Below are 26,717 nucleotides of genomic sequence, written 5' to 3' on the forward strand. Positions count from 1 at the left end.
GTAAACAGCCCCACAAGTGCGCTCATACGTTGTCCGACCTGCTCAGCCGAGGGTCACGCGACCGAGAAAGCGATCCCGTCGAGGATGTCGTGCTCGCTCACCACGACCTCCGACGCCCCTATCCGCTCCATGATCGAGAGCAGTACGAGCGCCCCCGCGCCGATCACGTCGACGCGCCCCGGATGCATCGACCCAATCGCCGCGCGCTCGGCGTGCGTGGACCGCAGAAGGGTCTCGGTGATCTCGCGGACGCGGTCGTAGGAGACCCGGGAGTGGTGGATGGCCTCGGAGTCGTACGCGGGCAGGTTCTGCGCGATCGCCGACACCGTGGTGACGGACCCCGCGAGCCCCACCAGCGTGCGCGCCTCGCTCAGCGGGACGCTCCGCTCGGCGAGGTCGAGAGCGGCCTCGATGTCGGCTCGGACGGCGGCGACCTGCTCCTCCCCCGGCGGGTCCAGGACCACCCCGTCCCGCACCAGGTGCCGCTCGGTCATCCGTACGCACCCGATGTCCACGGACCGCGCCCCGCGCACCCGGTCGTCCCCGACCACGAACTCGGTCGAGCCACCGCCGATGTCCACGACGAGGTAGGGCTTCGCGAGGTCGTCGCGCCCCGCCAGTTCCCTGGTGGCGCCGGTGAAGGAGAGCTCGGCCTCCTGCTCGCCCGAGACGACCTCGGGCTCGACACCCAGGATGTCCAGCACCCCCCGGACGAACTCGTCCCGGTTCTCCGCGTCCCGGGAGGCGGACGTCGCGACGAACCGCAGCCGCTCGGCGCCGTGCTCCTTGATGACCGCGGCGTACTCCCGACAGGCCGCGAAGGTCCGCTCCAGCGCCTCGGGGGCCAGCCGCCCCGTACGGTCGACGCCCTGACCGAGGCGGACGATGGTCATCCGGCGGTCCAGCTCGACGAGTTCACCGGTTTCCGGGTCCGCGTCGGCGACGAGGAGGCGGATCGAGTTCGTACCGCAGTCGATGGCGGCGACGCGGGTCACTTGCCGCCCTCCCCGGGCTCCACCGCGTCCACCGGATCCGCCGAGTCCACCGGCTTGAACGCGAAGTGACCGCCGGACTCGTTCGTGTGCACCTCCCAGCCCTCCCCCTCGGGAGGAGTCGAGCGCATCACACACGGCCCCTTCGCCCACCACTCCGGCAGCATCGCGATCGCCTCGTCGCCCAGGGGGTTCACCCCGGGGCCGGCGGCCAGCGAGTGGCCCACGAGGACGTGAAGGCACTTCACGCGGTCCGGCATGCCGCCCGCGCTCGGGAAGCCCTCCAGGACCTCGATCGCGTCACGGCGGGCGATGTAGTCCTCGTGCGCGGCCCGGTAGGCGGCGGCCAGCTCCGGGTCCGTCGACAGACGTTCCGTCATCTCCTTCATCACGCCGTTCGCCTCCAGCGTGCCGATCGCCGAGGCGGCGCGCGGGCACGTCAGGTAGTACGTCGTGGGGAAGGGCGTGCCGTCCGGCAGCCGCGGAGCCGTTTCCACGACGTCCGGCTGCCCGCAGGGACAGCGGTGCGCGATCGCGCGCAACCCGCGCGGCGGGCGGCCCAGCTGCTGCTGGAAAGCCTCGACGTCCGCGTCGGTCGGCTCGGTGCGCGGGGTGGGAGGCGGGGGCGTTTCCATACCTGTCTTTCTGTTCCGTTCACTGGTCGGCGGCGTGGCCTGACCGGACTCGTCCGACTGACCGGACTCATCCGACTGACCGGGCCGGTCGAACTAACCGAACTGATCGGCCTTGTCCACGCCGTCCCAGACGTTCGCGTACCAGGGGCGGTCGGCCGCGCCCAGGTCGGCGCGCGACTGCTTCGCCGCGTCCGGGTCGATCACGACGTACCCGGTCTCGCCCGGCATCACATAGTGCAGCCGCTGCCGGATCTGCTGCTCCGCGTACGCGTCGTCCTGCCAGCGTGCCTTCAGGTCGCGGAGATACTCGACCCGTCGGCTGGCCTGGTCGCGTTCACGTTCCGTCTCGGCGATGTCGGCGCGCTGGGAGACGTACTGCCTTATGGGATAGGCGAGGGCCACGATCAACGTGCAGAGGACCAGGGCGAGCAGGGCCGCCCGGCCGGTCAGGCGGGAGCGGCGGGCCTGGCGCTTGGTCTGGGAACGATAGACGCGGGCCGCCGTCTGCTCGCCGAGCAGCTTGATCCTCGTCGCGGTGGAGAACCGGTCCCGGTCCTTCACGGCCATGTTCCCCGCCTCCCCTGGCGTCTGCGCTTGTACGCGCGCATGTGCGTACGTCCCCGCACACGGTACGGGACCGGGTACGGGGACGTACGTACGACGCTGCCTAAGCCACTACAGCCACTACGGCTGCTCAGCCCTTGAAGCGGGGGAAGGCGCTGCGCCCGGCGTACACCGCCGCGTCGTCGAGGATCTCCTCGATGCGCAGCAGCTGGTTGTACTTGGCGACGCGGTCCGAGCGGGCCGGGGCGCCGGTCTTGATCTGGCCGCAGTTCACGGCGACGGCGAGGTCGGCGATGGTGACGTCCTCGGTCTCGCCGGAGCGGTGGGACATCATGCACTTGAAGCCGTTGCGCTGGGCCATCTCGACGGCGTCCAGGGTCTCGGTCAGCGAGCCGATCTGGTTGACCTTGACGAGCAGGGCGTTGGCCGAACCCTCCTCGATGCCACGGGCGAGGCGCTCCGGGTTGGTGACGAAGAGGTCGTCGCCGACGATCTGGACCTTGTCGCCCAGCTTGTCGGTGATGGTCTTCCAGCCGTCCCAGTCGTCCTCGTACAGCGGGTCCTCGATGGAGATGAGCGGGTACGCGGAGACGAGCTCCTCGTAGTACTCGGTCATCTCGGCGGCCGTGCGGGACTTGCCCTCGAACTCGTACTTGCCGTCCTTGTAGAACTCGGACGCGGCGACGTCGAGCGCGAGCCCGATCTGCTCGCCGGGCACGTAACCGGCCTGCTTGATGGCCTCGATGATGAGGTCGAGCGCGGCGCGGTTGGACTCCAGGTTCGGCGCGAAGCCGCCCTCGTCGCCGAGACCGGTGGACAGGCCCTTGGTCTTCAGCACCTTCTTGAGGGTGTGGTAGATCTCGGCACCCCAGCGCAGCGCCTCGGAGAAGGACTCCGCGCCGATCGGGGCGATCATGAACTCCTGGATGTCGACGTTGGAGTCCGCGTGGGATCCGCCGTTGAGGATGTTCATCATCGGAACGGGCAGCAGGTGCGCGTTCGGGCCGCCGAGGTAGCGGAAGAGGGGGAGGTCGCTGGCCTCGGAGGCGGCGTGGGCGACGGCGAGGGAGACGCCGAGGATGGCGTTGGCGCCGAGGGAGCCCTTGTTGTCGGTGGCGTCCAGGTCGAACATGGCCTGGTCGATCAGGCGCTGCTCGGTGGCGTCGTAGCCGACGAGCTCCGGGCCGATCTGCTCGATGACGGCGAGGACGGCCTTCTCGACACCCTTGCCGAGGTAGCGGTTGGGGTCACCGTCGCGCAGCTCGATGGCCTCGAAGGCTCCGGTGGAGGCGCCGGACGGGACGGCGGCACGACCGGTGCTGCCGTCATCGAGGCCGACCTCGACCTCGACGGTGGGGTTGCCTCGCGAGTCGAGGATTTCCCGGGCTACGACGACGTCGATGGACGGCACGAGCATCTCCTTATGGAATGTGACGCGGGTACGCGGGGCTGCTGGGCCTCGCGAGTACGGGGCCGCGGCGGCTCCGCGATGATGAGCCTAACCGGCTCCGGGGGATCAGCCAGCCGTCCGACCACCCCATGGACGGAACATGGACGGAACCCAGGGTAAACATTGTTCCCCATGGGAACAAAAAGCCCCGCCCCGGTGCGTACGGGGGAGAACGCACCGGGGCGGGGAGCCCGTGGGGGACGGGGGTGGCCCTCACGAGGCCCTCACAATGGAGGGCACGGATGTGAGAGCGCTGTGGTTCACCTTCGAGCCGACTGTTTCTCGTACTGTCTGGGGGAGGCGTCGGCGGGCAGGTGACCGGGATCAGCGTGGTTCAGCTGTGTCAGCTGAGGTGCAGCTGCTGGCCCGGGAAGATGAAGTCGGCGTCGTCGATGATGTCCTTGTTGAGCTCGAAGAGCTTCACCCAGCCACCCTTGACGTCGTGCGCCTCGGCGATCGCGCTGAGGCTGTCGCCCGTGACGACCTTGTACTCGCCGTCGCCCTTCTTGACCTTCTTGCCGGTCGGGGTGGTGACGGTCTTCTTCGCGGCCGGCCGCTCCTGCGAGCGGGAGGCCTGCTGGTTGTCGGTGGAGCGGGTGGCGGTCTCGCTGGAGCCACTGGAACTGCTTGAGTCACTGGAGCTGCTGGAGCTGCTGGAGCTGCTGGACGAGTTGTCACTCGTACCCGCACCCGTGCTGCTGCTCGCACCGCCGTCGTAGGAGGCGCCGGACAGGCCCGTACCGCAGACCGGCCAGGCACCCTTGCCCTGGCCCGCGAGGACCTTCTCGGCGATGGTTATCTGCTGCGACTTGGAGGCCTGGTCGGCGGTGGAGGCGTACGCCGTGCCGCCGTACGCGGCCCAGGTCGAGGCGGAGAACTGCAGGCCGCCGTAGTAGCCGTTGCCGGTGTTGATGGCCCAGTTGCCGCCGGACTCGCACTGGGCGACCGTGTCCCACTCGGCGGAGGTGGCGGCGGAGGCGGAGCCGACCGCCAGCAGCGGAGCGGCGACGGCGGCACCGGTCACGCCGGCGATGGCGACGACGCGGGTGGCCTTGGACGGACGACGGTGCTTGCCCTTGCCGGAAAACAGCATGAAACATCCCCTCACCGACGCCTGCGAGGTGAGCTGTCGGGTTCGGGCCGGTTGAGTTGCCCGGCCGTACGCCCCTGTCGGGCGGCGTACGGCTTCACCCCAAGCCGCTCCGGACAAGTGCCCGGTGCGGCGCCTACCTTGGGTCCCCCGCTCCTGCCTACGGCGCTTGATAGCGACGACTGTTCCCGTACGGCCGTTGGCAGGATTCGGCGTTGCGACCGGCGGGGCCCACTGTGGCGGGCGATGACGACCGTAAACAGCTGATCCTCTGAAATACAAAGACGATCAGGGCTTCTGAGATCTATCTCTCACCGCATCCATAACGGACATTCAGCACGAAAGCGTGACGCGAACTCCGGCTACTTTTGCCCTAGTTCCTCACCGACAACAAGGGTCTGACCGGGGATGATGAGGTCCGGGTCCGTGCCGACGGAATGCTCGTTCTCGGCGAAGAGCCCCGACCATCCGTCCGCGAGGCCGAGGGAGCCGGCGATGCCCCACAGGGTGTCCCCGGCCCGGACGGTGTACGAGCCCTCGGCGTCACCACGGTGACGGCCGGTGCCGCTGGAGGTTCCGGTGTCGGTGCCACCGACCTCATTTCCAGCACTCTGACCGGAGTTGCCCTGCTCTTCACCCTTTGTCGCACCTATGGGCGAACTGTCACTTTCCTGCGAGTCATCCGTGCCGGGCGACGAGGAGGAAGGAGACGGCGAGGCGACAGATCCGGCGGAGTCGACGGAGTCGGTCGTCGCCGCGACGGACGGCGACGGGGACTGAGAGGACCCGGAGGACTTGCCCGAGACCGAGGAGTCGGCGGAGGACGCGGAGTCGGTGGAGTCGGTGGAGGGGGACGCCGGGGGCGTGGGCGACGCCGAAGAGGAAGAAGAGGAGTCGGCGCCGGAGCCGGAGCCCGAACCCGAACCCGAACCCAAGCCCAGGCCCAAACCGGAGCCGGAGCCGGAGCCCGACTCCGAGGCCGAGCCCGACCCCGAGGCCGAAGAGCCACCCTCGACCACGCCGGTGTCGACGTTGGCCGAGCCGGCGTCCTTGCCGAGTCCGGACAGCAGCGCGCAGGCCTCCCAGGCCCCGGCCCCCTGGTCGGCGAGTACCTTCTCGCCGACGGCGATCTGCTGCGAACGGCTGGCCTGGTCGGCGCTCGGGGCGTAGGCAAGGCCGCCGTACTTCTCCCAGTCCGCCTGGGTCAACTGGAGCCCGCCGTAGTACCCGTTGCCGCTGTTGGCACTCCAGGCGCTGCCGCTCTCACACTCCGCGACCCGGTCCCAGGTGGTACCGCTGGCCGCACTCGCACCGGATGCGGCGAGCAGCGGAATGGCGATGGCGGAGCCGGTCACGCCGGCCGCGACCAGTAGAGCCGGGGCCTGACGGGGGCGACGGTGACGACCGTTCCCGGAGAGCATGCGGTTGCCTTTCGCGAGACAGCGGGGGCCAGTGCGACGGATGACGCAGGGCATCGCACTAGTGCACGAACCTATCGACTGACGATCACTTGTCACAAGTTCATGCCGCACAGATCACGTGAAGATCACATTGTTGAGGGAGCGTCACCTTGCCGTGATCTTCTACGTCGCCACTGGCCGGGTATGCCCGGATTCGCGAACCGGTGTGAACTCGACCGGCAGGGTGCGCAGTCCACGCATGATGAGCCCGCCCCGCCATCTCAACTCGGTCGGGTCTGCAGCGAGTTGCAGGTCGGGGAGGCGGGTGAGGAGGGTGGCCAGCGCGCTGCGTCCCTCCAGCCGGGCGAGCGGGGCGCCGAGGCAGTAGTGGATGCCGTGGCCGTATCCGAGGTGCTGGTTGTCCCGGCGGCCGAGGTCGAGGGTGTCCGGGTCGGCGAACCGGGCCGGGTCCCGGTCCGCGGCGGCGAGTACGACGAGGACGGGATCGCCGGCCGCGATGTCCTGCCCGCCGATGCTGAGCGGCCGGGTGGCGAAGCGCCAGGTGGCCAACTCGACGGGACCGTCGTAGCGCAGGAGTTCCTCGATGCCGGTTTCGAGGAGGGAGGAGTCCTTGACGGCGAGGGAAGCCTGGAGGCGGGCGCGTTGCTCGGGGTGGGTGAGGAGGGCGTAGAGGCCATTGCCGACCAAGTTCACGGTCGTCTCAAAACCAGCAAAAAGTAGGATAAAAGCCATGGCGGCGGCTTCGTTCTCGGTGAGGTGCTCGCCCTCGTCGGAGGCGCGGATGAGCCCGGAGATGAGGTCCTCGCCGGGTTCGGGTACGTCGGACAGCGCCTCGCGCTTGCGGTGGATCAGCTCGGCGAGATAGCCGCGCATCTTCTTGACGGACCGAGCGACCCCACCCCGGGGCCCTCCCCCGTGCCGGATCATCATCCCGGCCCAGTCCCGGAAGTCGTCCTGGTCCTCGCGGGGTACGCCCAGCAGGTCGCAGATCGCGTAGATGGGCAGGGGGAACGCGAACTCGTGGATGAGATCGGCGGAGCCGCGCGCCGCGAACTGGTCGATCAGGTGATCGGTGAGTTCCTGGACGCGGGGCGCGAACTCGGCGACCCGGCGCGGCGTGAACGCCTTGGCGACGAGCCTGCGGAGCCTGGTGTGGTCCGGCGGATCGATGTTGAGCAGATGGGTCATCAACTCGGCCTTGCGCTCACCGGGGATACCGGTCTTGCCCTTGGCGTGCGCGGGCTCGTCGTGATGGTCCGAGTTCTTGGAGAGCCGCGGATCGGCGAGGGCCTGCTTGGCGTCGCTGTAACGGGTGACCAGCCAGGCCTCGACGCCACTGGGCAACTTCGTCCGGTGCACGGGCGCGTGCTCACGGAGCCAGGCGTAGGCGGGGTAGGGGTCGGTGGCGAATTCCCAGGTGAAGAGTTCGGGGGCGGGCGGTGGGTTCGTGGAGGAGGGCTGGTTGGTCACTCGGTGACGGTATCGGGAGGGTCGGGGACTTTCGTCCATGGCCCAGCAGCCGCCCGGACGCCCGGCCGACCGGCCGCCGACGGAGCGGCGCACTCGAATCCACCGATCAGGCCGATCAGGAAGTCAGACGTGCGCGTCCCCATACGCCTCGAACTCGGCTCAGCGCACCGTCATCTCTCCTCAGCCGCCTCCGCCACCCCCTCCCTCACCCGCACCGCATCCCGATAGGCCCGCGCGGCAACCCGCAGCGCCGCCTCCGGGTCCACGCCCTCCGCCTCCGCCCGTACCGCCATCTCCAGCAGCTCGTACCCGACGCCCTCGCCCTGCGGCAGCGGGACGTCCAGGCCCGCTGTGTGCACGCGGGACGCCAGTTTCGCGGCCAGTGCGAGGCCCGGCTGGCCCAGGGGCACGCCGTCCGTCACCGACTCTCGTTGCTTCTCGACCGCCTTGGTGCGCAGCCAGTGCTCCTTGACGTCCTCCGGTGTGGACGCCGTTTCGTCGCCGAAGACGTGCGGGTGGCGGTGGATCAGCTTGGTGACGATGCCGGCCGCGACGTCGTCGATGGAGAACGGGGCCGCACCGTCCTCCTCAGCGCCCTCCTCGGCGATGCGCGCGTGGAAGACGACCTGGAGCAGAACGTCCCCCAGTTCCTCGCGCAGTTCGTCCCGGTCGCCCTCCTCGATCGCCTCGACGAGTTCGTACGCCTCCTCGATGCCGTACTTCGCCAGGCCCTTGTGGGTCTGACGGGAGGACCAGGGGCACTCCAGGCGGATGCGGTCCATGACCTGCACGAGGTCGAGGAGACGGGCGCCGGGCAGGTCGTAGGAGGCGGGGAGGAGTTCCAGGTCCGGCATCCGTACGCGGCCGGAGCCCGCGAGGCGTGCCAGTCCGTCCGTGAGGGCCGGGTCTCCCTCGCCCGTCGTCACGACCACGACCATCCGGCCCCCTGCGCAGGCGTCGATCAGCTCCTCGGCGGTCGGGGAGGTCTCCTCGACCGCTATGCCTGCGTCCCGCAGATACGGCAGCTGCGGATGCGTACCGTCCGCGCACAGCACCCGGTCGGCCGCGTGCAGCACCTGCCAGGCGGGCCAGGACAGCAGGCCGGGCGCGACCCGGTGGCTGGTGGTGAGCAGGACGACACGACCGGGGTCGGTCTCCGTCTCGGGAGCGGTCTCGAAGCCGCTGGTTGCGTTCACCATCCGAACGTAACCGTTCCTAGGTTGATTGGCCGGTGTTGGCCGGTTCGGGCATTCCGAACAGCGTGAGTTGTGTGGTGACTCGGCGCTGCGGGGGCGGTCGTCCCGGTGCGATCCGCTGGTCGCACGGCCGCTGCCTCAGCACGCCGCAAGGCGGTGGCGGCAGCGGTTTGGCGGGGTCCGTCCCAACCGCAGGCCATGCGCCCACGGGCACCCGGCCACTCAGACGCCCGTATACCCGTATACCCGTACACCCGTACACCCGTACACCCGTACGGACAACCGTTACGTCGTCGCCGGCGTCGTCTCGGCCGCCGTGATCTCCCGTACCCATGGCGTCTTCGCGTCGACGCGGCTGCTCTTCTGGACGTCCCAGCTGCCGTAGCGCGGGTTGAGGTCGACGTCGAGGGACTTCGAGGCCTCGGACATCGCCTTCCAGAACGTGGCCTGGCCGTCCGGCGTGTTCATGTCGACGCCGAGCGCGGCGGCCAGTTTCTGGGCCACGATCTCGGTGTGCAGGCTGTCGTCGAGGCGTGCCGGGGCGACGCCGTACTGCTGGAGCCAGCCGTCCTCCAGCGACTTCGCGCTGCCCGCCTGCTGTTCCAGGGACGCGCGCAGGCTCTGGACGTCCTTGCGGGTCACGGTCACGCCCGCGTTCTTCGCGGCCTGGTTCAGGACGCGGTCGAGGACCATGGTGTGCAGGGTGTCGCGGGTGAGGCTGCCGGTTCTGGCGACGGCCTGCGCGTACTGGGCCTGGTCCGGGGTGGCCGCCCGCTGCGCCGCGCGTACCTCGTTCACCCTGCTCTCCAGCTGCGCGACCGTGATCCGCTGCCCGCCGACGACGGCCGCCGCGCCAGGATGCGCGTCGTTTCCGCAGGCGGTGAGGAGGGGTGCCGCGGCGACGATCGCGGCGGAGAGGAAGAGCGCGGTGCGACGACGGCGGTGCAAGGAGGGCCTCCCGAGGAGATTGTGCGGCGGTGCACAAAGTCTTGCGGTGATCGATGTTAGGCAGTGGCCGAGCTCTGGCCAAGCCATTCGACCAACGATTCACCAGGACTTCGGGCACCGCCTCGCGCTCCCGGTGGCCCCCGGGTGTTCTCCGGGTGTCCTCCGGCCGTCTCAGCCGGTGATCGCCACCGGTGCGTCCCACGCGTCGCGGTCCACGGTGATCGTGTAACCGCCGCGCGTCTCCTTGCTGTTGACCAGGTACTGGTGGGCGCGGCTGTGGTTGGTCCACAGCGTGGCGGCGAAGGGCCAGTCCGCGGTGGTGGTGGGCTGCTTGTCCCACAGCGCGTACCACATGTTGCCCGGCAGGTTGGTGCGGTCGGTGGCCTGGGCGATCGCCTTCGCGCTGGAGCTGGTGAAGCCGTAGTAGCCGGCGCGGTAGGTCTTGGCGTTCAGTGCTTTGTCGAAGGCGCGTACGTATGTCAGCACGGCGTCGTTGCACGCCTTGTTCGTGATGTCGTACGACTCCATGTCGAGGTAGACCGGGCTGCCGGCCTTCATGCCGAGCGCCGACGCCTTGGCCACCGCGTCCGCCGCGTCCTTCGCGCCGAGGGAGGCAGCCGTGGCGGCGGTGAGCTTCTCGGGGCTGGAACCGGTCTGGCAGGACGGCTGGGCGCCGACGTACAGGGGGATGAGTTTCCAGCCCTGCGCACTGACCGACTTCACCCAGGACGCGGTGAGGTTGGGCTGGGCGCAGCCGCGGTTCTTGCCGCCGATGTAGACGGCGGCGGCGCCGTAGAAGTTGTTGGTGCGCCAGGCCTTCATGGCGGCGAGGGAGGGTGCGGTGCAGGTGTCGAACGCGCGGCCGGTGTAGGTGCGCTGGGCGGGCCAGGTGGTGGCTGCCATCGAGGACTGTGCGGCGAGCCCGGCCCCGGCGACGACGGCCGCACCGGCCACCGCCCAGGTGACGTATCTGCGCTTCTTGGACTGCCGGTGACCCGGCGACTGGCGCTGGCTGGCCATGACGTACCCCACCCCTGGTTCTACGACGGTTCTCTGAGACGGTTCTCTGAGACGTTTTCTGACGTTCGCTGACGGTTCTACGGCGACGCGAAATGCAGCTCGCAAGGTAACCGGCGGCTTCTCCGCGTCCGGGAAACAGGGCCCCCAGGGACCCACAAGGTTCCCTCAGGGCACGGCAAAAACTACCCCCGCACCTGCCCCAGCCAATCCAGCGTCCGCCGGATCTCCGCCGCCAGCGGATGGCCGGGGCCGCGCAGGCGGTCCACGTCGTGGAGGAGGCGGGCGAGGGTGTCGCGGGCGGCGGTGCGGTCGCCGAGGGCGAGGAGGAGGTGGCCGATTCGGCGGCGGACGTCCAGGGAGAGTTCCGGGTCGCCGGCGACGTACTGGTTCTCGTAGTACGGCAGCAGGGCGCGGTACTCGGCGAGGGCCGCCGCGGGTTCGCCAAGTTGTTCGAGGCACTGGGCGGCCTCGTAGCGGAAGCGCAGCGACTGGGGGTCGGCCTGGCCGGCCTCGGCGGCTCGTTCGTCGGCGAGGCGGCGCAGTTCGGGCAGCGCGCGGCGGTACTGGCCGTCGTCCATGAGGGTGGCCGCGTACTGCTTGCGCAGGGTACGGACGACCGGGGAGCGCTCGCCGTGCTGTTCGGCCGCGGCGGGCAGGATCCCGCCGAGAATGTCGACGGCCTGGGTGATCCGGCCTTCGCCGAGGAGGCGCTTGACCTCGTCGACGGCTCCGGCGACGTCGGGTCTCTCGGCGGCCGGCGCGGCCGTCGGCTGGGCCGCGGGAGTGCGGGCGCGGTCCGGCCAGGGGGCGTGCGGGCGCAGGAACGGGCGCGTGGGATCGAGGGGCGCTCCGGTGGGCATCCCGCGCTCCGGGAGGAGCAGCGCCAGGTGCTCGTACACCTCCTGCGCGGAGGCCGGCCGGTGCTGCGGGTCCTTGGCGAGCAGCCGCAGGACGAGCGCTTCCAGCGCCTCGGGCACCTCTGGTCTGAGGCGGCGCACGGGCAGCGGCGGCTCGTACAGGTGCCGATGGAGCACGCCGAGGGCTGTGGAGCCGGAGAACGGTACGTCTCCACTGAGGAGTTCATGGAGGAGTACGCCGAGTGCGTACAGGTCCGTGTAGGGGCCGACCGCGCCGCCCATCGCCTGCTCGGGGGCCATGTAGGCGGGCGAACCGATGGGTGACCCGGTGTGCGTGAGGCGGGTGGTGTCCGTGTCCATGACCGAGGCGACGCCCAGGTCGAGAACGGTGACGGTGCCGTCCTGCTTCACCATCACGTTGCGCGGCTTGAGGTCGCGGTGGACGATCGGCACGGCGTGCACGGCGCTCAGCACGGCGCACAGTTGCGCGGCCACCGCGACCGCCCACTGCCAGGGGTACGGGTCTTGTTCGGCGAGGTGGTCGGAGAGGTCGGCGCCGTCGACGTACTGCATGACGAGGAACAGTTCCTCGCCTTCACTTCCCGCATCGTGGACCGTGACGAGCCCGGGGTGGTCGACCTGCGCGGTCACCCGGCACTCGCGCACGAAGCGGCGGCGCAGCTCGTCGGCCTCCTGGCCTGCGACCTTGTCCGGGCGCAGCAGCTTGACCGCGACGCGCCGGTCGAGCCGCTGGTCGTACGCCGTCCAGACCTGGCCCATGCCGCCCTGCCCGATGAGCGTGGACAGTTCGTAGCGGTCGGCGATGACGCGTCCCGTCGCCACTCTCACCGTCCGCCCTCGTGGTTGCCGTCGGGGTTGACGTTGGGGTTGCCGTTGCCGTTGCTGTCGTGCTTGCGCAGGTAGTCGCTGAGCTCGTCGAGTTCGGCGCGCACCTGGTCGATGCGGGCAGGTGCGGGGCGCTGCGGCGGGGGCGGTACGGGACCGTGGGAGACGGGTGGCTGTGGCGTCGGAACGTGGGGCTGGGGTATCGGCGTGTGGGGCATGGGGGGCTGCGGCCCGGTCTGCATGTTCGCGTACGGCGACGGCGGCGGGTAGCCGTATCCGGGGGGCACGGTCGGGGCCGGGGCCGGCGCGTAATCGACGTACTGGCGCTGCCGGTTGTCCTGCCGTAGGTCCATGACCAGGAAGTACGCGCTGGCCAGGGCCCCCAGGATCAACGCGATGGCGAGGGCGATGTCGCCGTCGGCGTTGCTCTCCTCCACCGAGCCGACCACGGCGAGGCACACGATGGACAGCGGCAGGCTCACCCAGGCCGCCGTCCAGTTGAACCACCGGCCGCGCAGGAAGGCGACGCGGAACAGCGGGAGACACGCCAAGAGGCCGCACGAGAGGAACCCGGCGGCGGCGATCAGCACGCGCAGGGTGATGACGGTGCCCGCGCTGCGGGTGGGCGGCGGCGCGCCGGGGCCGTACATGACTGCTCCTGGACCGGGTGATGCCGACGGGGACGGACGTACGAGTGACAGGTTCGGTGTCGGAGTTCGAGCGTATAGGCCGACGCCGACAACGGGTCCGGGTTGTACCGAACCGTTGTCGTCCTGCCGCCCTGCCGCCCCCTGTTGTCCTGCCGCCCTGCCCCCCCTGCCCCCCTGTCGCCCCGCATCGCGGCTCGTGAACCGTCGCAACGTGATCAGCACGTCAGTCGGGCGCGACGCTCCCGTCCGTCAGCCCGTCGTACATGCCCCGCACGAGCTGTCCGCCGAGCCGGCCCGCGTGCCGCAGGGCCTCCTCGAACTCGGCGAGGGCCCTGAACCGCGCGCCGTAGCGCAGCTGTTCGTCCAGCGGCAGCCGGGGCAGTTGCAGACGGCGCACGTCGAGCCGGGTCGCGGTGGACGCGTAGCTGCTGGCCTGCCGGTTGTTGGCGGTGCCGCGCAGGAAACCGGCGAGAAACCATGGGTCGAGGGCGGCCGGATCGGGCCGCAGGAGGACGAGGCTGCGGCCGAGAACGGCCCCCGCGGTCGCGTCGTCGACCACGCGTGCGACGGACCCGCCGCCCAGCACCGGCACGACGACGTCACCCGCCTCCACCCGCACGGCCTCCTCGTCGCTCTCGGGCAACGTTCCGGAGGGAGCGGTTCCGGCGAGGACGTCGTTGTCGGTGAGCACGGGCACGCGCGCGTGGCCGCCGTTTCCGCCCGTACGCATCACCAGGGCGCCCCCGCGCGCGAGTTCACCGATGGTGATGAGCGGCCAGCGCCCTGGCTGCTCCTCGGTAGGTCCGGCGGGGGCGGGCGGAGTGAGGTCGGCGGTCAGCCGCAGGGTCTCGCCGAGCCGCTCCCGTACGTCGCTCAGCTGTTCGCCGTCGCCCGCGGCGGCGGGCGGGAGGTGACGGGCCGGGGCCAGGTCGACGTCGTCGTCGAGGAGTTCGATGACGGGCACGGAGCGCGCCACCCCCGGCTGCTCGACCGCCGTACCGGCCCGCTCGAAGGGCCGCCAGGCGTCGAGTACGGCGGTGCGCACCGCCTCCCAGTCGAGCCCGCCGCGCCCGGTGTGCTCGGCGACGCTCCCGGTGTCGGCGAGCAGCACCTCGGGCTGCGCGGGCGCCTTGTCGGGCCGCCGCAGCACCCACAGGTGCAGCGGAATGTTGTACGGAGGTGCCGCGCCGACCGGCAGCGCGATCACCGCGCGCAGCGCACCGCGCCGCAGCAGATCGGCGCGAATACGGCGCCCCGACCTCCGGGAGGCGGCGGCCGGTGGCATCAGCAGTACGGCGGTGCCGCCGTCCCTCAGCCGCGCGAGCGCATGCTGCACCCAGGCCAGCTCGGACTCGTTCCGGGCCGGGAACCCGTACTCCCAGCGGGCGTCGTAGGCGAGTTCGTCATGCCCCCAGTTGCGCTCGTTGAACGGCGGATGGCAGAGGACCACGTCAGCCCTGAGCCCGGGATACGCATCACCCCGAAGCGTGTCCCCGACCGCCGTACGCACCACGTTCCTGCCCTGGAGCGCGAGCCGGAGCGCGGTGAGCGCGGCCAGCTCCGGGGCACTGTCCTGCCCGTACAACTCCCGCTCGGAATCGTCCCGTTCGACCTCCCGTGCACCCGGCACCGGAACGGCACGCAGCAGCGCTCCGGTCCCGCAGGCCGGATCGAGCACGGTACGCGCCGGGCCGGCGAGGTCCCCCATGATCCGGGCCAGCTCGGCCGGGGTGAGCGTGTACTGCCGCGGATTGGCATCGAGATGCCGCCCGACCAGGAACTCGTACGCCTGCCGCGCCCCCATCTCCGCCGCGAGCTCGGCGACACCGCGGAGGAGGGGGACGGAGGGGAGGAGTTCGGGGCCGGTGGGGGTGCGTACGGCGGGGGTGGCGTGTAGGGCGGGAGTAGCGGGGGCGATGTGTACGACCGGAGTGGCGGGGGCGGTGTGTACGGCGGGCGAGCTGTGTACGCGGGGTGGGGCGGGGTCGGTGTGAACGCGAGGTGGGGTGGGCTCAGTGTGAACGCCGGATGCGGCGGGAGAGGCGTGTACCCCGGATGGGGTGTTCACAGCGCCTGCGGTGTTCACGCCGCCCGGCCCGTTCACGGCCGACACATCGCGCGCATCGGGCGGAGTGTGAACTCCCCGAACACCAGTCGGACTGTGAACCCCTTGCGCGGCGGGCGCCGTGTGAACCCCCTGTGCGGCCGCCGAGGTGTGAACTCCGCGCTTTCCCGCAACGCCGAAGCGCGGCGCGATCACCTGCTCCAGCGCGGCGGGGAGGCGGGCGGCGACGCGTTCGTCGGAGACCGCGCCGAGCTCCAGCCAGACGGTGGGGCGGTCATGGATGAGCAACAGGACGCAGCCCGCGTGGACGAGCGCGGTGGCCGGGCCCTCGGGGTGACCGACGAGTTGCTGCCAGACGCGTTCACGAAGGGGCACTTCGGCGAGTTTCCCCTGATGACGGAGCCAGGACTCGACCTCGGCAAGGGCAAAGGCAGGGCTGGTCTCGGTGCCGCCGACCGGCTTGGGGAAGTCGGCATGGCGGCGGCGCCAGTTGCTGACGGCGGCGCGGCCGACGCCCGCGAGCCGTGCGATGCCGGCGGCGGTCACTTCCGTGGCGTTGTCCTGCACGCGCCACGCTCCCCTCGTCCCGTGCACGGCCTCGGCATGCCCGCGTACGGCTCTGGTCACCCGTACACAGCCCTGGCCATGCAGCCTTCGTTCACATGTGGCGCCGAGCATACCGGCGTGCGCAAGATCTACGCATTCACGGCTGTGTACGTGAGTCATCACGTGAATCATGTTGACTCGGTTCACAGGCTCTGGTCTCATTGACCCAGCGAACGAGCGACCGCCGGAAGTAGGTGGTCGCTGTAGATGAAGGTCCCCCCTCGCCCCTTCATCTCCCAGCTGGGCGCCGGTGGCGCGGCACAGGGGACTGCGCCACCGCCGTCCGGACTTCTCCGCTCGTCCCTCACCAAGCAACCTCGAAGGAACTCCCATGCGCCGACCCGTACTCGCCGCCCTCTGCCTCGCCGCCGTCACCGTCGCAGGGGTCGCCGGCTGCATGCCCGGCGAGAACAAGACGACCGACAAGACGGCCGACAGGTCCGTGGACAAGACCGCGGACAAGACGGCCGCCAAACCGAAGGGCCCGTTCGCCGGGCTGACCGGCGGCGAGATAGTCGAACGAGCGCTGACGGCCACCTCGGGCGCCTCATCGCTCCGGATGACGGGGAACGTCCCGGACGACGAGAGCGGCGGCACGATCCGGATCGACATGGCCCTCGACAAGCGCGGCAACTGCGCCGGGACGATGAGCATGAACGGTCAGGGCAAGGCCGACCTCGTGAAGAGCGGCGCCACCCTCTATATGAAGTACGACGAGAAGTTCCTGCGGGCGCAGAGCGAGGGTTCGTCGAAGGAGGAGACCGACGGTGTCGTGGCCATGCTCGCCGGAAAGTGGACCAAGATGTCCGCGACCGGCTCCGACGCCAAGGACATGGCGGGTTTCTGCGACCTCGACGACGTGCTCGCCGATTTCAAGGACACCGGTTCCGGGACCGACTCAGGTGTGACGCGCGGCGCCGCGACGACAGTCGGCGGCACGCCTGCCGTCGTCGTCACGGAGAAGGACGGCAAGGACACGTTCACGATGTACGTCGCCAGCGAAGGCAAGCCCTATCTCCTACGGGTCGACAGCAAGTCCGCGAAGGACCCGGGAAGCATCGTCTTCAGCGGCTACGACAAGCCGGTCTCGGCCCAGAAGCCCAGCGGCGAGATCCTCGACCTGGACGCGCTGGGCGGCTGAACCGGGCCGACGGTCACAAGGTGTGGCCGGACCACCGGACCACCGGACCACCGGACCACCGGTCACAAGGTGTGCCGCATCCACACGTTGGGCTCGACGTAGACCCCGTACCCGTGTGCCAGGTCGCACCGTACCGGCGCCAGCGCCCCGGGTACCTCGACCTCGCCCTCGCTGTCGAAGGGCAGGCCCGTCCAGGCGCGCCACTCCTCCAGCGAGGCCGCGACGCACATCGACGCCGGCGCAATGGCGACAATCGTGGCGCCGGCTCGGGCGTGCACGCGCAGCCACGGGTCGTGGGGCAGTCCGTCCTCGCGCACCCGGTACGCGTACTCGGCGATCGGTGTCCGCGGTTCCAGGTGCTTGGCGCTGGGCCGGACCGGGGCGACGACCTCACGGAAGCCCCGCGCGGCGGCGTTGTCCCGCATCGCGGCGAGCATGCGCCCGGACAGTCCTGCGCCCTGTGCGTGCGGGGAGACGACGATCGAGATCGCGCTCACCGTGTCCGGACGGGTACCGGCGCGCAGATCCTGGAACGCCCACACGAGCACCTGGTCCCAGCCGCGCGCGGGCAGTTCGCCCCCGCCCCGCCCCTCGGCGGCGAGCGCGAAGGGCACGCTGTAGGCGTGCGCGACGACCTCGCCCCGCTCGTCCTCGGCGAACAGGACGTACTCCGGGAGTTCCCTGGCGATCCGGTCGTAGTGGGCGTTGCCCGTGAAGTCGTGCTGCATCAACTCCGGCCAGCTGTCGGGCATTTCGATGACCTGGCGATACATCTCGGGGCGCTCGGCGAGGGACGAGACCTTCAACTCCATGACGTCACGGTAGCCGGATCGCGGGCTGCACCCCCAGCCCCGGGCGGGACTGTCCAACCCGACCGGCACCATCCAGCCCGTCCGGCGTTTGAGGACAAGGCCCGTTCAGGGCCGGCGCGGGGGCCTGGAGGCGGCAGCCCCCAGCAGACGCCCACACCAACGCCGGTTCACTCACACCAACGCCGGTCCACCAACCCCCCGGCACAACACTCAGCTCGCGTGGAACCGCGCGGGCGCCTCCGTCGGGTTGCCGCCCGTCGGCAGCTCCTGCCCGGCGCATCCCGACAGCACCTTCTTCATCGCGGCCTTCTCCGCCTCCGAGACCCACAGTTCGTACTTCTTCTTCACGGCGACCTGGTTGGCGACATACGTGCAGCGGTACGACTTGTTCGGCGGCAGCCAGGTCGCCGTATCGCCGTCGCCCTTGCTGCGGTTGGTGCTCGCGTCGACGGCGCGGAGGTTGAGCGGGTCGTTGGCCAGGGCTATTCGTTTGCTGGCGTCCCAGTACTTGGCGCCCTTCTGCCAGGCGTCCGAGAGCGCGACGATGTGGTCTATGTCCACCTCGCTGCGGCCCCGCGTGAACGCCACGTCCTTGCCGCTGTAGGGGTCCGGATCCAGTTTCCCCGCCGACACCTTGCAGCCGCCGCTGCGGAACCGCACGTCGACCAGGTCCCGTTTGAGGATGTCGTCGCGCGTATCACATTTGTTCGAATCGGTGTCCGCCCACGCACTGCCGAACCGGTCCCGGGCGTACCCCGTCTTGGGCGCCCGCCCCTTCACAGCCAGCGAGTCGACAGCCGCCAGCGCCGCACCCCCGCCACCGCCTCCGCCGGCGCCGCCTCCCCCGCCGGCCGCACCGCTCGCGCTCTCCTCGGGCCCGCCGGACCCCAGGGACTCGCCGCTGCACCCGCCGACACCGAACACCACCACGAGTACGGCGGCGGCAACGCCCCCACCCCTCAGACACACCATGTTGCGTCCCTCCCCTGCTGCCCCGTTCACGTCCCCGCGCGCGGATTTCCGCTGGTCGACAGGCTAGCGGCCGGTCTCTGCCCACCACAGGGGCGCCCACCGGCACTCAAGGGGCGTATTCCGCATACCGGGCGTATCGTCGATGCTGACTCACCTCCGGAAGGAGCTCCTGGATGGGCATCTTCGACAAGTTCAAGGGCCAGATGCGCGGCAAGTCGGGACAGAAGGCCTCCGACGCCGCGGAAAAGAAGGTCAACGAGAAGACGGGCGACAAGTACACGAGCCAGGTCGACGACGCGCAGCGGAGAGCCGAGGGCGCGATGGGCATGGATCGCGATCGCGACAGGCCCGAACAGCCGTAGTCCCAGCCCGGAGGTCACCGACCCGGCCGAACGAACCTGCAGCAGAACGAAGAAGGCCGCCCACGGCCCCCAACGGGCCCTGGGCGGCTTCCTGTTGCCTCTTCCTTCTACCTGTTCCTACGCGCTCACGACCCCAGGATCGAAGCCAGGAACTCCCCGGTCCAGCCCAGCAACTCCCGTCCGACCAGCGGCTTTCCGCCCACCCTTGCCGTCTTGGGGCGCGGTACGAGGATCTGGTGCGCGGCCGACTTGATGACCGTCCCCGGGTACAGGCGCTTGAGACGCAGCTCCTGCGACTCCCTCAACTCCACGGGTGAGAAGCGGATGTTGGTGCCCTGGAGCACGATGTCGCCGACTCCGCAGGCCCGCGCGAGCATCCGCAGCCCCGCCACGAGCAGCAGGTTCTCGACAGGCTCGGGCAACTTGCCGTAGCGGTCGACGAGTTCCTCCCGTACGGCCTTGATGTCGGCCTCCGTGTTCGCGGAGGCGATGGAACGGTAGGCCGCGAGACGCAGGCGCTCGCCGGGGGCGTAGTCGTGCGGGACGTGGGCATCGACCGGGAGCTCGATCTTGACCTCCAGCGGCGGTTCCTCCTCGACTCCGCCGTCCAGCGAGGCCCGGTAGTCCGCGACCGCCTCGCCGACCATCCGTACGTAGAGGTCGAAGCCGACTCCCGCGATGTGGCCGGACTGTTCGCCGCCGAGGAGGTTGCCGGCGCCGCGGATCTCCAGGTCCTTCATGGCGACGTACATGCCCGCGCCCATCTCGGTGTGCTGGGCGATGGTGGCGAGCCGCTCGTGAGCGGTCTCTGTCAGGGGCTTCTCCGGCGGGTAGAGGAAGTACGCGTACCCGCGCTCCCTCCCTCGCCCGACTCGCCCTCGCAGCTGGTGGAGTTGAGAGAGACCGAAGTTGTCGCCGCGCTCCACGATGAGCGTGTTGGCGTTGGAGATGTCGATGCCGGACTCGACGATCGTCGTCGATACGAGGACGTCGTACCGCTTCTCCCAGAAGTCGACGACGACCTGCTCCAGCGCCTGCTCGGACATCTGGCCGTGGGCCGTCGCGATCCGCGCCTCGGGGACGATTTCCCTGAGCCGTGCCGCCGCCCGGTCGATGGACTCGACCCGGTTGTGGATGTAGAAGACCTGGCCCTCGCGCAGGAGTTCGCGGCGGATCGCGGCGCCGATCTGCTTCTCCTCGTACGGGCCGACGAAGGTCAGCACCGGGTGGCGTTCCTCCGGCGGGGTGGTGATCGTCGACATCTCACGGATGCCGGTGACCGCCATTTCGAGCGTACGGGGGATGGGTGTCGCGGACATGGTCAGCACGTCGACGTTGGCGCGCAGCTTCTTCAGCTGCTCCTTGTGCTCTACGCCGAACCGCTGTTCCTCGTCGACGATGACGAGCCCGAGGTCCTTGAACCTGGTCTCGGCGGAGAACAGTCGGTGGGTGCCGATGACGACGTCCACCGAGCCTTCCCGCAGGCCCTCCAGGGTGGCCTTCGACTCGGTTTCCGTCTGGAAGCGACTCAACGCCCTTACGTTGACCGGGAATTGGGAGTAGCGCTCACCGAAGGTCCCGAAGTGCTGCTGCACGAGGAGCGTGGTCGGGACCAGAACGGCCACCTGTTTGCCGTCCTGGACGGCCTTGAAGGCGGCGCGGACGGCGATCTCCGTCTTGCCGTAGCCGACATCGCCGCAGATCAGACGGTCCATCGGGACCGTCTTCTCCATGTCGTCCTTGACCTCGGCGATCGTGGTCAACTGGTCGGGCGTCTCGACATACGGGAAAGCGTCCTCCAGCTCGCGCTGCCAGGGCGTGTCCGGCCCGAAGGCGTGCCCGGGGGCCGCCATGCGCGCGCTGTACAGCTTGATCAGGTCGGCGGCGATCTCCTTGACGGCCTTCTTGGCGCGCGCCTTGGTCTTCGTCCAGTCGGCGCCGCCGAGGCGGTGGAGGGTGGGTGCCTCGCCGCCGACGTACTTGGTGATCTGTTCCAGCTGGTCGGTCGGGATGTAGAGGCGGTCGCCGGGCTGGCCGCGCTTGGCGGCCGCGTACTCCACGACCAGGTACTCGCGGGTGGCGGCCTGCACGGTCCGCTGGACCATCTCGATGTACCGGCCCACACCGTGCTGCTCGTGCACGATGTAGTCGCCGGCTTCGAGGGTCAGCGGGTCGATGGTCTTGCGGCGCCGGGCGGGCATACGGGCGCCGTCCTTGCCGGCGGCCTTCTGTCCGGTGAGGTCGGTCTCGGTCAGTACGGCGAGCTTCAGCTTCGTGTCGACGAACCCGAAGTCGATCGAGCCGCACGCCACATGCACGACGGAGGGGGACAGGGAGACCAGATCCGCCTCCAGGCGGGCCGCGATGCCTTCCCCGCCCAGCACCTCGACCGTACGGGCCGCCGGGCCGTGCGCCTCCGTGACGAACACCGTGCGCCAGCCGTCCGCGAGCCAGCCCTTGGTGTCGGCGAGCGCCTTCGCGGTGTCCCCGCGGTAGGTCTCGGGTGCGTGCATGCCCAGCTTGAGCGTATCCGTGTCGACTTCCTCATCCGCCGCGAAGGGCGACACCGACCACCACATCATGTCCAGCTCGCGCGCCCGGTCCCGGACATCGGCGATGGACCACAGGGAGGCCGCGCCGACGTCGATGGGCGCCTCGCCGCCGCCCGCTGTGGCCGCCCAGGACGCCTGCAGGAACTCATGGCTGGTCGCCACCAGGTCTGCGGCCCGCGTCCGCACCCGCTCCGGGTCGCACACGACGGCCATGGACCCCTTGGGCAGTACGTCGAGCAGCAGCTCCATGTCGTCGACGAGCACGGGGGCGAGGGACTCCATGCCCTCCACCGCGATCCCCTCGGCGATCTTGCCGAGCAGCTCCCCCAGCTCGGGATGCGCCTCGGCGAGGGCCGCGGCCCGCTCCCTCACCTGGTCGGTGAGCAGCAACTCGCGGCAGGGCGCCGCCCACAGCCCGTGCGCGGCGACTTCGAGGGAGCGCTGGTCGGCGACCTTGAAGTACCGGATCTCCTCGATGTCGTCGCCCCAGAACTCCACCCGGAGGGGGTGCTCCTCGGTAGGCGGGAACACGTCGAGGATGCCGCCGCGTACGGCGAACTCGCCGCGCTTCTCGACCAGCTCGACGCGCGAGTACGCGGCGGCGGCCAGCGCCTCGACGACGGTGCCCAGATCGGCGCTCCGACCGGTGCGCAGCGCGACCGGCTCCAGCTCGCCCAGCCCCTTGACCTGCGGCTGCAGTACGGAACGCACAGGGGCCACGACGACCGAGACCGGCCCGGTCTCCGGGTCGTCGGTGCTGGGGTGCGTCAGGCGGCGGAGTACGGCGAGTCGGCGGCCGACGGTGTCGCTGCGGGGCGAGAGTCGCTCGTGCGGGAGGGTCTCCCAGGCCGGGTACTCGGCGACCGTGTCCGGCGGCAGCAGCGTCCTGAGGGCGGCGGCGAGATCCTCGGCCTCACGGCCGGTCGCGGTCACGGCCAGCACCGGGCGCCCGGCCTCGCGGGCCAGCGCGGCCACGGCGAAGGGGCGGGCGGCGGGTGGTCCGACCAGGTCGACGTGCATACGGTTGCCGTCGCCGGCGGCCTTGATCGCTTCCGCGAGGGCGGCGTCCTTGACGACGACGTCGAGCAGACCGTGCAGGCTCATGAAGGGGCTTTCGTCAGGGTTTCATCAGGAATGGGCAACGGGAATCGCCCGACACGTCTAACGGGCCGGGGGTGTCCAGAGTACGACGCGCCGCGCCCGCCTGCGCGGCACCTGTGGACAACGCCCGCCCCGCCGTCCCCGGGCGCCACTCAAACAGCGCGCCCACACGGAGACGAAACCGCTGCTGTGTCCCACCACGAGACTCCCGGTGGCGCCCGCACGGACGGCGTATCCGCTGGTGGCGGCCCCAAGGGAGGGTCGTTGCCCCAGCGCGAGCAGAGATCGGGGTCGAGATCCACGACCCTGCCCTCCCGTACGGCGGTGATCACGCCCCAACCGGGAGATCGTCACCCTGGCCCCGCCCCAGGTGTCCGGTGCTCCGACGGATATTCGCGGTTCGCGGTGATCAGCCAGGCGAGATGACGAGCGAGCCCTAGGTGTTCTGTTCACGGAGGTTGGTGACGTGGTGACGGTGACAGTGATCACGCCTGGGTGATCTTGTGAGTGGGGGCGCCGCTGATATGGCGCGGCCACCATTGACCATCTCGACGAGACCGGCCGCGCCATCGGCGGCGTCCATCCCTCTCTGCCTACTTGAGTCCACCGAGACGAAGGGCATCCTCGATCTCGCTGAGCTTCGCGGACGGCAGGACGCCCGCCTGCCCGATCAGGTCTTCCCTGGCCAGGGTGACCAGCCAAGTGCAAGGGATGAGGTCGGGACGTGGAAGTGCGACTCTCAGGACGCCTTCGAGAGGCAGTCCTTCGGGGGCACCTACTGCCACCTCAACGGCCACGCCGCTGAGATCGGTGCCCGCGGGAGCGACGACCTGCATCGCCAAGAAACCGGACGCCTCTTCTCCCGACAGCAGTACGACTGCCCGCTGCTCGTTGAAATCTGCCCACCAGACTTCGCCACGTCGCATATGTCCTCCTGATACGGGACGGCGCGCCTGCGTCGCCCCTTCGACCGCCGCCTACTCGTCGTCGACGAGACCGGGGATGTGAAGTAGGGCACGCACACCGTCGAGGTGCAGCGCCAGTGCACCGGCACCGCCTGCCTGCCTGCCTGCCTGCCTGCCTGCAGGATTGAGAACTCCCAGGTCGCCGTCCATCTCGTCTACGCGGGCCGCCGCGGACACGCTGCAGTGGACCGCGAGCTGTACATTCCGCGCTCGTGGACATGCGACCCGGACCGCCGCCGGGCTGCGGGCCTGGACGAGGGACACCGTCTTCGCGACCAAGCCGGAGCTGGCCGCGACCACGCTGGTCCGCGTCGCCGGGTCAAGATGGCGGGTGGAGGAAACCTTCCAGCCCGGAAAGGGCCTGGCTGGACTGGACGAGCACCAGGTTCGCCGCTTCACCTCCTGGTCCCGCTGGGTCACCCTGACCATGCTCGCTCACGCCTTCCTCGCCGTCGTCCGCGCCGACGAACACGCCCGCCATCCCGCCCCGGACGAGCTGATCCCGCTCACCTGCAACGAGATCCAGCGACTGTTCACGACGCTGATCGTCCGTCCCGTGCACGATGCAGTCCACCGGCTCCGCTGCTCCGCCTGGCGCCGCCGCCACCAGGCCCGAGCCCAGGCCGGCCATTACCGCCGACAAGCCGCGAATCAGACATGAAGATCACGATCTACGGCTGGAGCACTGGGGCGCTTGCGGTGTCAGGACTGGGGTTCCTCCAGCTTGATGGCAGTGGCGTCCGTGCCGTACTGCTCAGCGTGTGCGGTGAAAGGTCCGTGGTCTTCCACGACTTCGCCGTCCACTACTTCCCCATCCATATCCATCAATCGGTGCGACGGGTCCGCCAGCGGCAAGCCGGAGAGGTGCTTCTTGAGCCTCTTGGCCATCGGAAGGAAAGTCGCAAGAGTGAGCCCGCCAGAAACGACGGCCCCGACGAGAGGGATAGCCTTCGAGACGGCCTTCGCGAAGGACTGCTTCGTCATCTGGACGCCGAGGTAAGCCGCGACCTTTTTCACTATCGGGTAGATGACACCCTGGGTGAGTGCCTTCTGGGGCAGCTTCTTGGCGACCTGCTCCGCCATCATCCCGGCGACCTTCCCCACAGCGGCGTTCGCCGACTGGGTGCCGAACATCACGCCGAAGAACAGTGTCAGCACCCCCATGGTCGCGTCATCGACGTCATCGCCGTCGTCGGAGAACAGATCGGGCCAGCTGTAGAGGTAGGCGAGTTTCTGCGCGATACGCACCATGTGGCCGAAGTACTGGGCCACGTCGGCGGGCACAGTGGCGGGAAGGGCGAGGATGCCGGGGATCCCGGCAGCGGCGGAGAGAGCGCTGACCTTGCCGGTTTCGAAGCGGATGGAGTCGTTGGCCACCTTGTCGAGAACCTCGACAGTGATGCCCGCCGCAGCGGGGGTCTCTTCTATCGCTCGTCGGATGTCGTCCTCGGAGCAGTGGCGAGCCAGCGCACTTCGGAGGTACGCCTCCCTGTTGATACGCACACCTGGGAGCTTTGCTGCCGCCAGCAGCACCGCGGAGAAGCGCGACTCGGGGTTCTCGATCCCTTTGCCCTGTTTCATAGCAGGAACCTACAGTAACTCCGCGCTCCAAGGGCCGGGCTGTGTCAGCCCAGTTGGGGCCTCGTTACGTGAGTGGCGGTGGCGTGCGGGCTGGGTCCATCACGATGTCGATCGTCACCGAGAAGGCGACCCGCGGTCGCGAACCGAGCGCCTCTGGGCGGGCGTTGATCTCCATCGCAGCCAGCGCCGGCGGGCACCCGGCAGGCAAGGCGCGAGGGCTCCTGAAGGCGCTGCGGAGGCGGACATGCGCAGGGCCCTCGGCAAGCACACACTCACCGGAAGGCCCTGCCATCGCTGCCACCCCTGTCAGAGTGCCGCGAACTCGATGAACGCGGTCCACGCCATGGGCTCTACGGCGAGTGCGGCGCGGGTTGTGTCCTTCGAGTCGCGGACGCGTACGGCGCCTGTCCCCGCCGCGACCTCAACGCACTGGCCCCCGTCGCCAGCGCTGTAACTGCTCTTGAACCATGCCAGGGCATCGGTGTCCGGCCCCGCCTTTTCCCCGCTCATCTCTCTCCCAGCAGCTTTTCGATCAACGCCAGCGATTCTGTCGGAGTGTGGGCCTGCGCGCGAAGAATCCCGTACGTACGCTCAAGCTCCCGCACCTTCCGACGCTCTGTGTGCACACGGCTGTCGCCTTGTACCTCCGTGTACGCGATCCTGCGCCCATCCTTGGCCTCCATCAAGGTGAACGGTCCAGCCAGTCCCGCATGTTCCTGGCGGGACAAGGGCATCACCTGGATCACCACGTTGCGCTTCTCCGCCATCAGCATGAGGTGCTCCAACTGGCCTCGCCAGACAGCGTCTCCGCCGAGCGGCCGGAGCAGGACAGCCTCCTCGATCACAAAGCTCAGATGTGGCGCGGGGCGTCGGGAGAAGATCCCCTGCCGCGCCAGTCGTGCGGATACTCGCTGCTCCGTGAGCGCTTCGTCCAGCAGTGGCTGCCACATGGCAAACACCGCTCGTGCGTATTCCTCCGTCTGCAACAGGCCGTTGACCAACTGAGTGTCGTATGCATGAAGCTCAACCGCCTCGGCCTCCAACTTGGCCGCATCCCGGAAGAACGCCGGATACTGAGCCCGAGCCACCTCCTCCTTGCCCGCGCTCAACACCCCACCCGCCTCCAGCACTTCATCGGCCCGGTCGATGAACTTCGGCGGCGGAATACGTCTCCCCTGCTCGAACGACGCGATCGTCGAGGCCGAGTACCCGGTCAGCGACCCGAGCTTCGCGCGGTCCATCCCCGCCCGCTCCCGGAACAGCTTCAACTGCCGCCCGAACACGCACAGAATGCCCGCCCCGAACTCATACTCCGGCTGCTGAACCTCGTCGTCCACGCCGCGACTCCTCCCGTACGACCATCACAGTCACCGGGCTCCGCCCGCCCGACGCACGCTCCGGGAACGGGTCACGCCCAACAC

General features: G+C 69.7%; 22 protein-coding genes, 1 pseudogene and 1 riboswitch. Of the genes and pseudogenes, 3 read left to right on the forward strand and 20 right to left on the reverse strand.

The genetic code is table 11. The features are described from left to right. Positions 1-53 precede the first annotated feature (53 nt). The 13 genes from OG734_RS17950 to OG734_RS18010 all read right to left on the reverse strand — a co-directional run bounded on the left by OG734_RS17950 (position 54) and on the right by OG734_RS18010 (position 15,771). Complete coding sequence (locus tag OG734_RS17950; protein ID WP_330288509.1) at positions 54-995, reverse strand: Ppx/GppA phosphatase family protein; 942 nt, start codon at positions 993-995, stop codon at positions 54-56. Next, positions 992-1,627: a DUF501 domain-containing protein gene (locus OG734_RS17955; protein ID WP_330288510.1), complete on the reverse strand. Its 636-nt coding sequence runs from the start codon at positions 1,625-1,627 to the stop codon at positions 992-994. The genes OG734_RS17950 and OG734_RS17955 overlap by 4 nt, the downstream gene beginning before the upstream one ends. Positions 1,628-1,720: 93 nt before the next feature. Next, a complete protein-coding gene (locus OG734_RS17960) occupies positions 1,721-2,194 on the reverse strand; it encodes an FtsB family cell division protein (protein ID WP_330288511.1) in 474 nt (157 codons plus the stop codon). A gap of 127 nt (positions 2,195-2,321) precedes the next feature. Beyond that, positions 2,322-3,602: a phosphopyruvate hydratase gene (gene eno / locus OG734_RS17965; protein WP_006382731.1), complete on the reverse strand. Its 1,281-nt coding sequence runs from the start codon at positions 3,600-3,602 to the stop codon at positions 2,322-2,324. Between the two features lie 382 nt (positions 3,603-3,984). Beyond that, positions 3,985-4,734, reverse strand: a complete 750-nt coding sequence (locus OG734_RS17970; protein ID WP_330288512.1) for a transglycosylase family protein — start codon at positions 4,732-4,734, stop codon at positions 3,985-3,987. Between the two features lie 3 nt (positions 4,735-4,737). After that, positions 4,738-4,909: riboswitch (cyclic di-AMP (ydaO/yuaA leader) on the reverse strand. 184 nt (positions 4,910-5,093) lie between these two features. Continuing rightward, positions 5,094-6,152 (reverse strand): transglycosylase family protein, encoded by a 1,059-nt coding sequence (locus OG734_RS17975; protein WP_443064873.1) that lies wholly within the window; start codon positions 6,150-6,152, stop codon positions 5,094-5,096. A 162-nt stretch (positions 6,153-6,314) separates the two neighbouring features. Continuing rightward, positions 6,315-7,622: a cytochrome P450 family protein gene (locus tag OG734_RS17980; protein ID WP_330288514.1), complete on the reverse strand. Its 1,308-nt coding sequence runs from the start codon at positions 7,620-7,622 to the stop codon at positions 6,315-6,317. Between the two features lie 170 nt (positions 7,623-7,792). Then, the gene (locus OG734_RS17985) at positions 7,793-8,821 is read right to left on the reverse strand and encodes a nucleoside triphosphate pyrophosphohydrolase (RefSeq protein WP_330288515.1); all 1,029 of its coding nucleotides are present in this window, start codon (positions 8,819-8,821) and stop codon (positions 7,793-7,795) included. Positions 8,822-9,103: 282 nt separating this feature from the next. Continuing rightward, positions 9,104-9,766, reverse strand: coding sequence for a SurA N-terminal domain-containing protein (locus OG734_RS17990; RefSeq protein ID WP_330288516.1), 663 nt, complete (start codon positions 9,764-9,766; stop codon positions 9,104-9,106). 171 nt (positions 9,767-9,937) lie between these two features. Then, positions 9,938-10,786, reverse strand: coding sequence for a glycoside hydrolase domain-containing protein (locus OG734_RS17995; RefSeq protein WP_330288517.1), 849 nt, complete (start codon positions 10,784-10,786; stop codon positions 9,938-9,940). A gap of 182 nt (positions 10,787-10,968) precedes the next feature. After that, on the reverse strand, positions 10,969-12,450 hold the full coding sequence (locus OG734_RS18000; RefSeq protein ID WP_330293703.1) for a protein kinase domain-containing protein: 1,482 nt from the start codon (positions 12,448-12,450) through the stop codon (positions 10,969-10,971). Between the two features lie 38 nt (positions 12,451-12,488). Next, a complete protein-coding gene (locus OG734_RS18005; protein WP_330288518.1) occupies positions 12,489-13,139 on the reverse strand; it encodes a hypothetical protein in 651 nt (216 codons plus the stop codon). Positions 13,140-13,362: 223 nt separating this feature from the next. After that, a complete protein-coding gene (locus OG734_RS18010; protein WP_330288519.1) occupies positions 13,363-15,771 on the reverse strand; it encodes an N-6 DNA methylase in 2,409 nt (802 codons plus the stop codon). A 370-nt stretch (positions 15,772-16,141) separates the two neighbouring features. Here OG734_RS18010 and OG734_RS18015 point away from each other — a divergent pair, with 370 nt between their 5' ends. After that, positions 16,142-16,951 carry a hypothetical protein gene (locus tag OG734_RS18015; RefSeq protein ID WP_330288520.1) on the forward strand — a complete coding sequence of 270 codons (810 nt, stop codon included), beginning with the start codon at positions 16,142-16,144 and terminating at the stop codon, positions 16,949-16,951. A gap of 62 nt (positions 16,952-17,013) precedes the next feature. Here OG734_RS18015 and OG734_RS18020 read toward each other — a convergent pair whose 3' ends face one another. After that, entirely contained in the window at positions 17,014-17,763 is a 750-nt protein-coding gene (locus tag OG734_RS18020) for a GNAT family N-acetyltransferase (protein ID WP_330288521.1), read from the reverse strand. A gap of 210 nt (positions 17,764-17,973) precedes the next feature. After that, positions 17,974-18,735, reverse strand: a complete 762-nt coding sequence (locus tag OG734_RS18025) for an HNH endonuclease family protein (protein WP_330288522.1) — start codon at positions 18,733-18,735, stop codon at positions 17,974-17,976. Between the two features lie 173 nt (positions 18,736-18,908). Between OG734_RS18025 and OG734_RS18030 the strand changes: the two genes are divergently transcribed. Further along, a complete protein-coding gene (locus OG734_RS18030; protein ID WP_330288523.1) occupies positions 18,909-19,097 on the forward strand; it encodes an Rv0909 family putative TA system antitoxin in 189 nt (62 codons plus the stop codon). Positions 19,098-19,222: 125 nt separating this feature from the next. On the opposite strand, the gene mfd is transcribed toward OG734_RS18030, so the two are convergent. Continuing rightward, positions 19,223-22,753 (reverse strand): transcription-repair coupling factor, encoded by a 3,531-nt coding sequence (mfd, locus tag OG734_RS18035; protein WP_330288524.1) that lies wholly within the window; start codon positions 22,751-22,753, stop codon positions 19,223-19,225. Positions 22,754-23,343: 590 nt separating this feature from the next. Beyond that, on the reverse strand, positions 23,344-23,676 hold the full coding sequence (locus OG734_RS18040; RefSeq protein WP_079076564.1) for a type II toxin-antitoxin system PemK/MazF family toxin: 333 nt from the start codon (positions 23,674-23,676) through the stop codon (positions 23,344-23,346). 42 nt (positions 23,677-23,718) lie between these two features. On the opposite strand from OG734_RS18040, the pseudogene OG734_RS18045 reads away from it, so the two are divergent. Continuing rightward, a pseudogene (locus OG734_RS18045) lies at positions 23,719-24,376 on the forward strand (transposase); the annotation flags it as partial. Between the two features lie 41 nt (positions 24,377-24,417). On the opposite strand, the gene OG734_RS18050 reads toward OG734_RS18045, so the two are convergent. The 3 genes from OG734_RS18050 to OG734_RS18060 form a co-directional block, all read right to left on the reverse strand. Further along, on the reverse strand, positions 24,418-25,296 hold the full coding sequence (locus OG734_RS18050; protein ID WP_330288525.1) for a hypothetical protein: 879 nt from the start codon (positions 25,294-25,296) through the stop codon (positions 24,418-24,420). A 306-nt stretch (positions 25,297-25,602) separates the two neighbouring features. Further along, complete coding sequence (locus OG734_RS18055; RefSeq protein ID WP_330288526.1) at positions 25,603-25,806, reverse strand: DUF397 domain-containing protein; 204 nt, start codon at positions 25,804-25,806, stop codon at positions 25,603-25,605. Further along, the gene (locus OG734_RS18060) at positions 25,803-26,633 is read right to left on the reverse strand and encodes a helix-turn-helix domain-containing protein (RefSeq protein WP_330288527.1); all 831 of its coding nucleotides are present in this window, start codon (positions 26,631-26,633) and stop codon (positions 25,803-25,805) included. The genes OG734_RS18055 and OG734_RS18060 overlap by 4 nt, the downstream gene beginning before the upstream one ends. Positions 26,634-26,717: the final 84 nt, after the last annotated feature.

The organism is Streptomyces sp. NBC_00576 (genome assembly GCF_036345175.1).
In the GTDB taxonomy this organism is placed as follows: domain Bacteria; phylum Actinomycetota; class Actinomycetes; order Streptomycetales; family Streptomycetaceae; genus Streptomyces.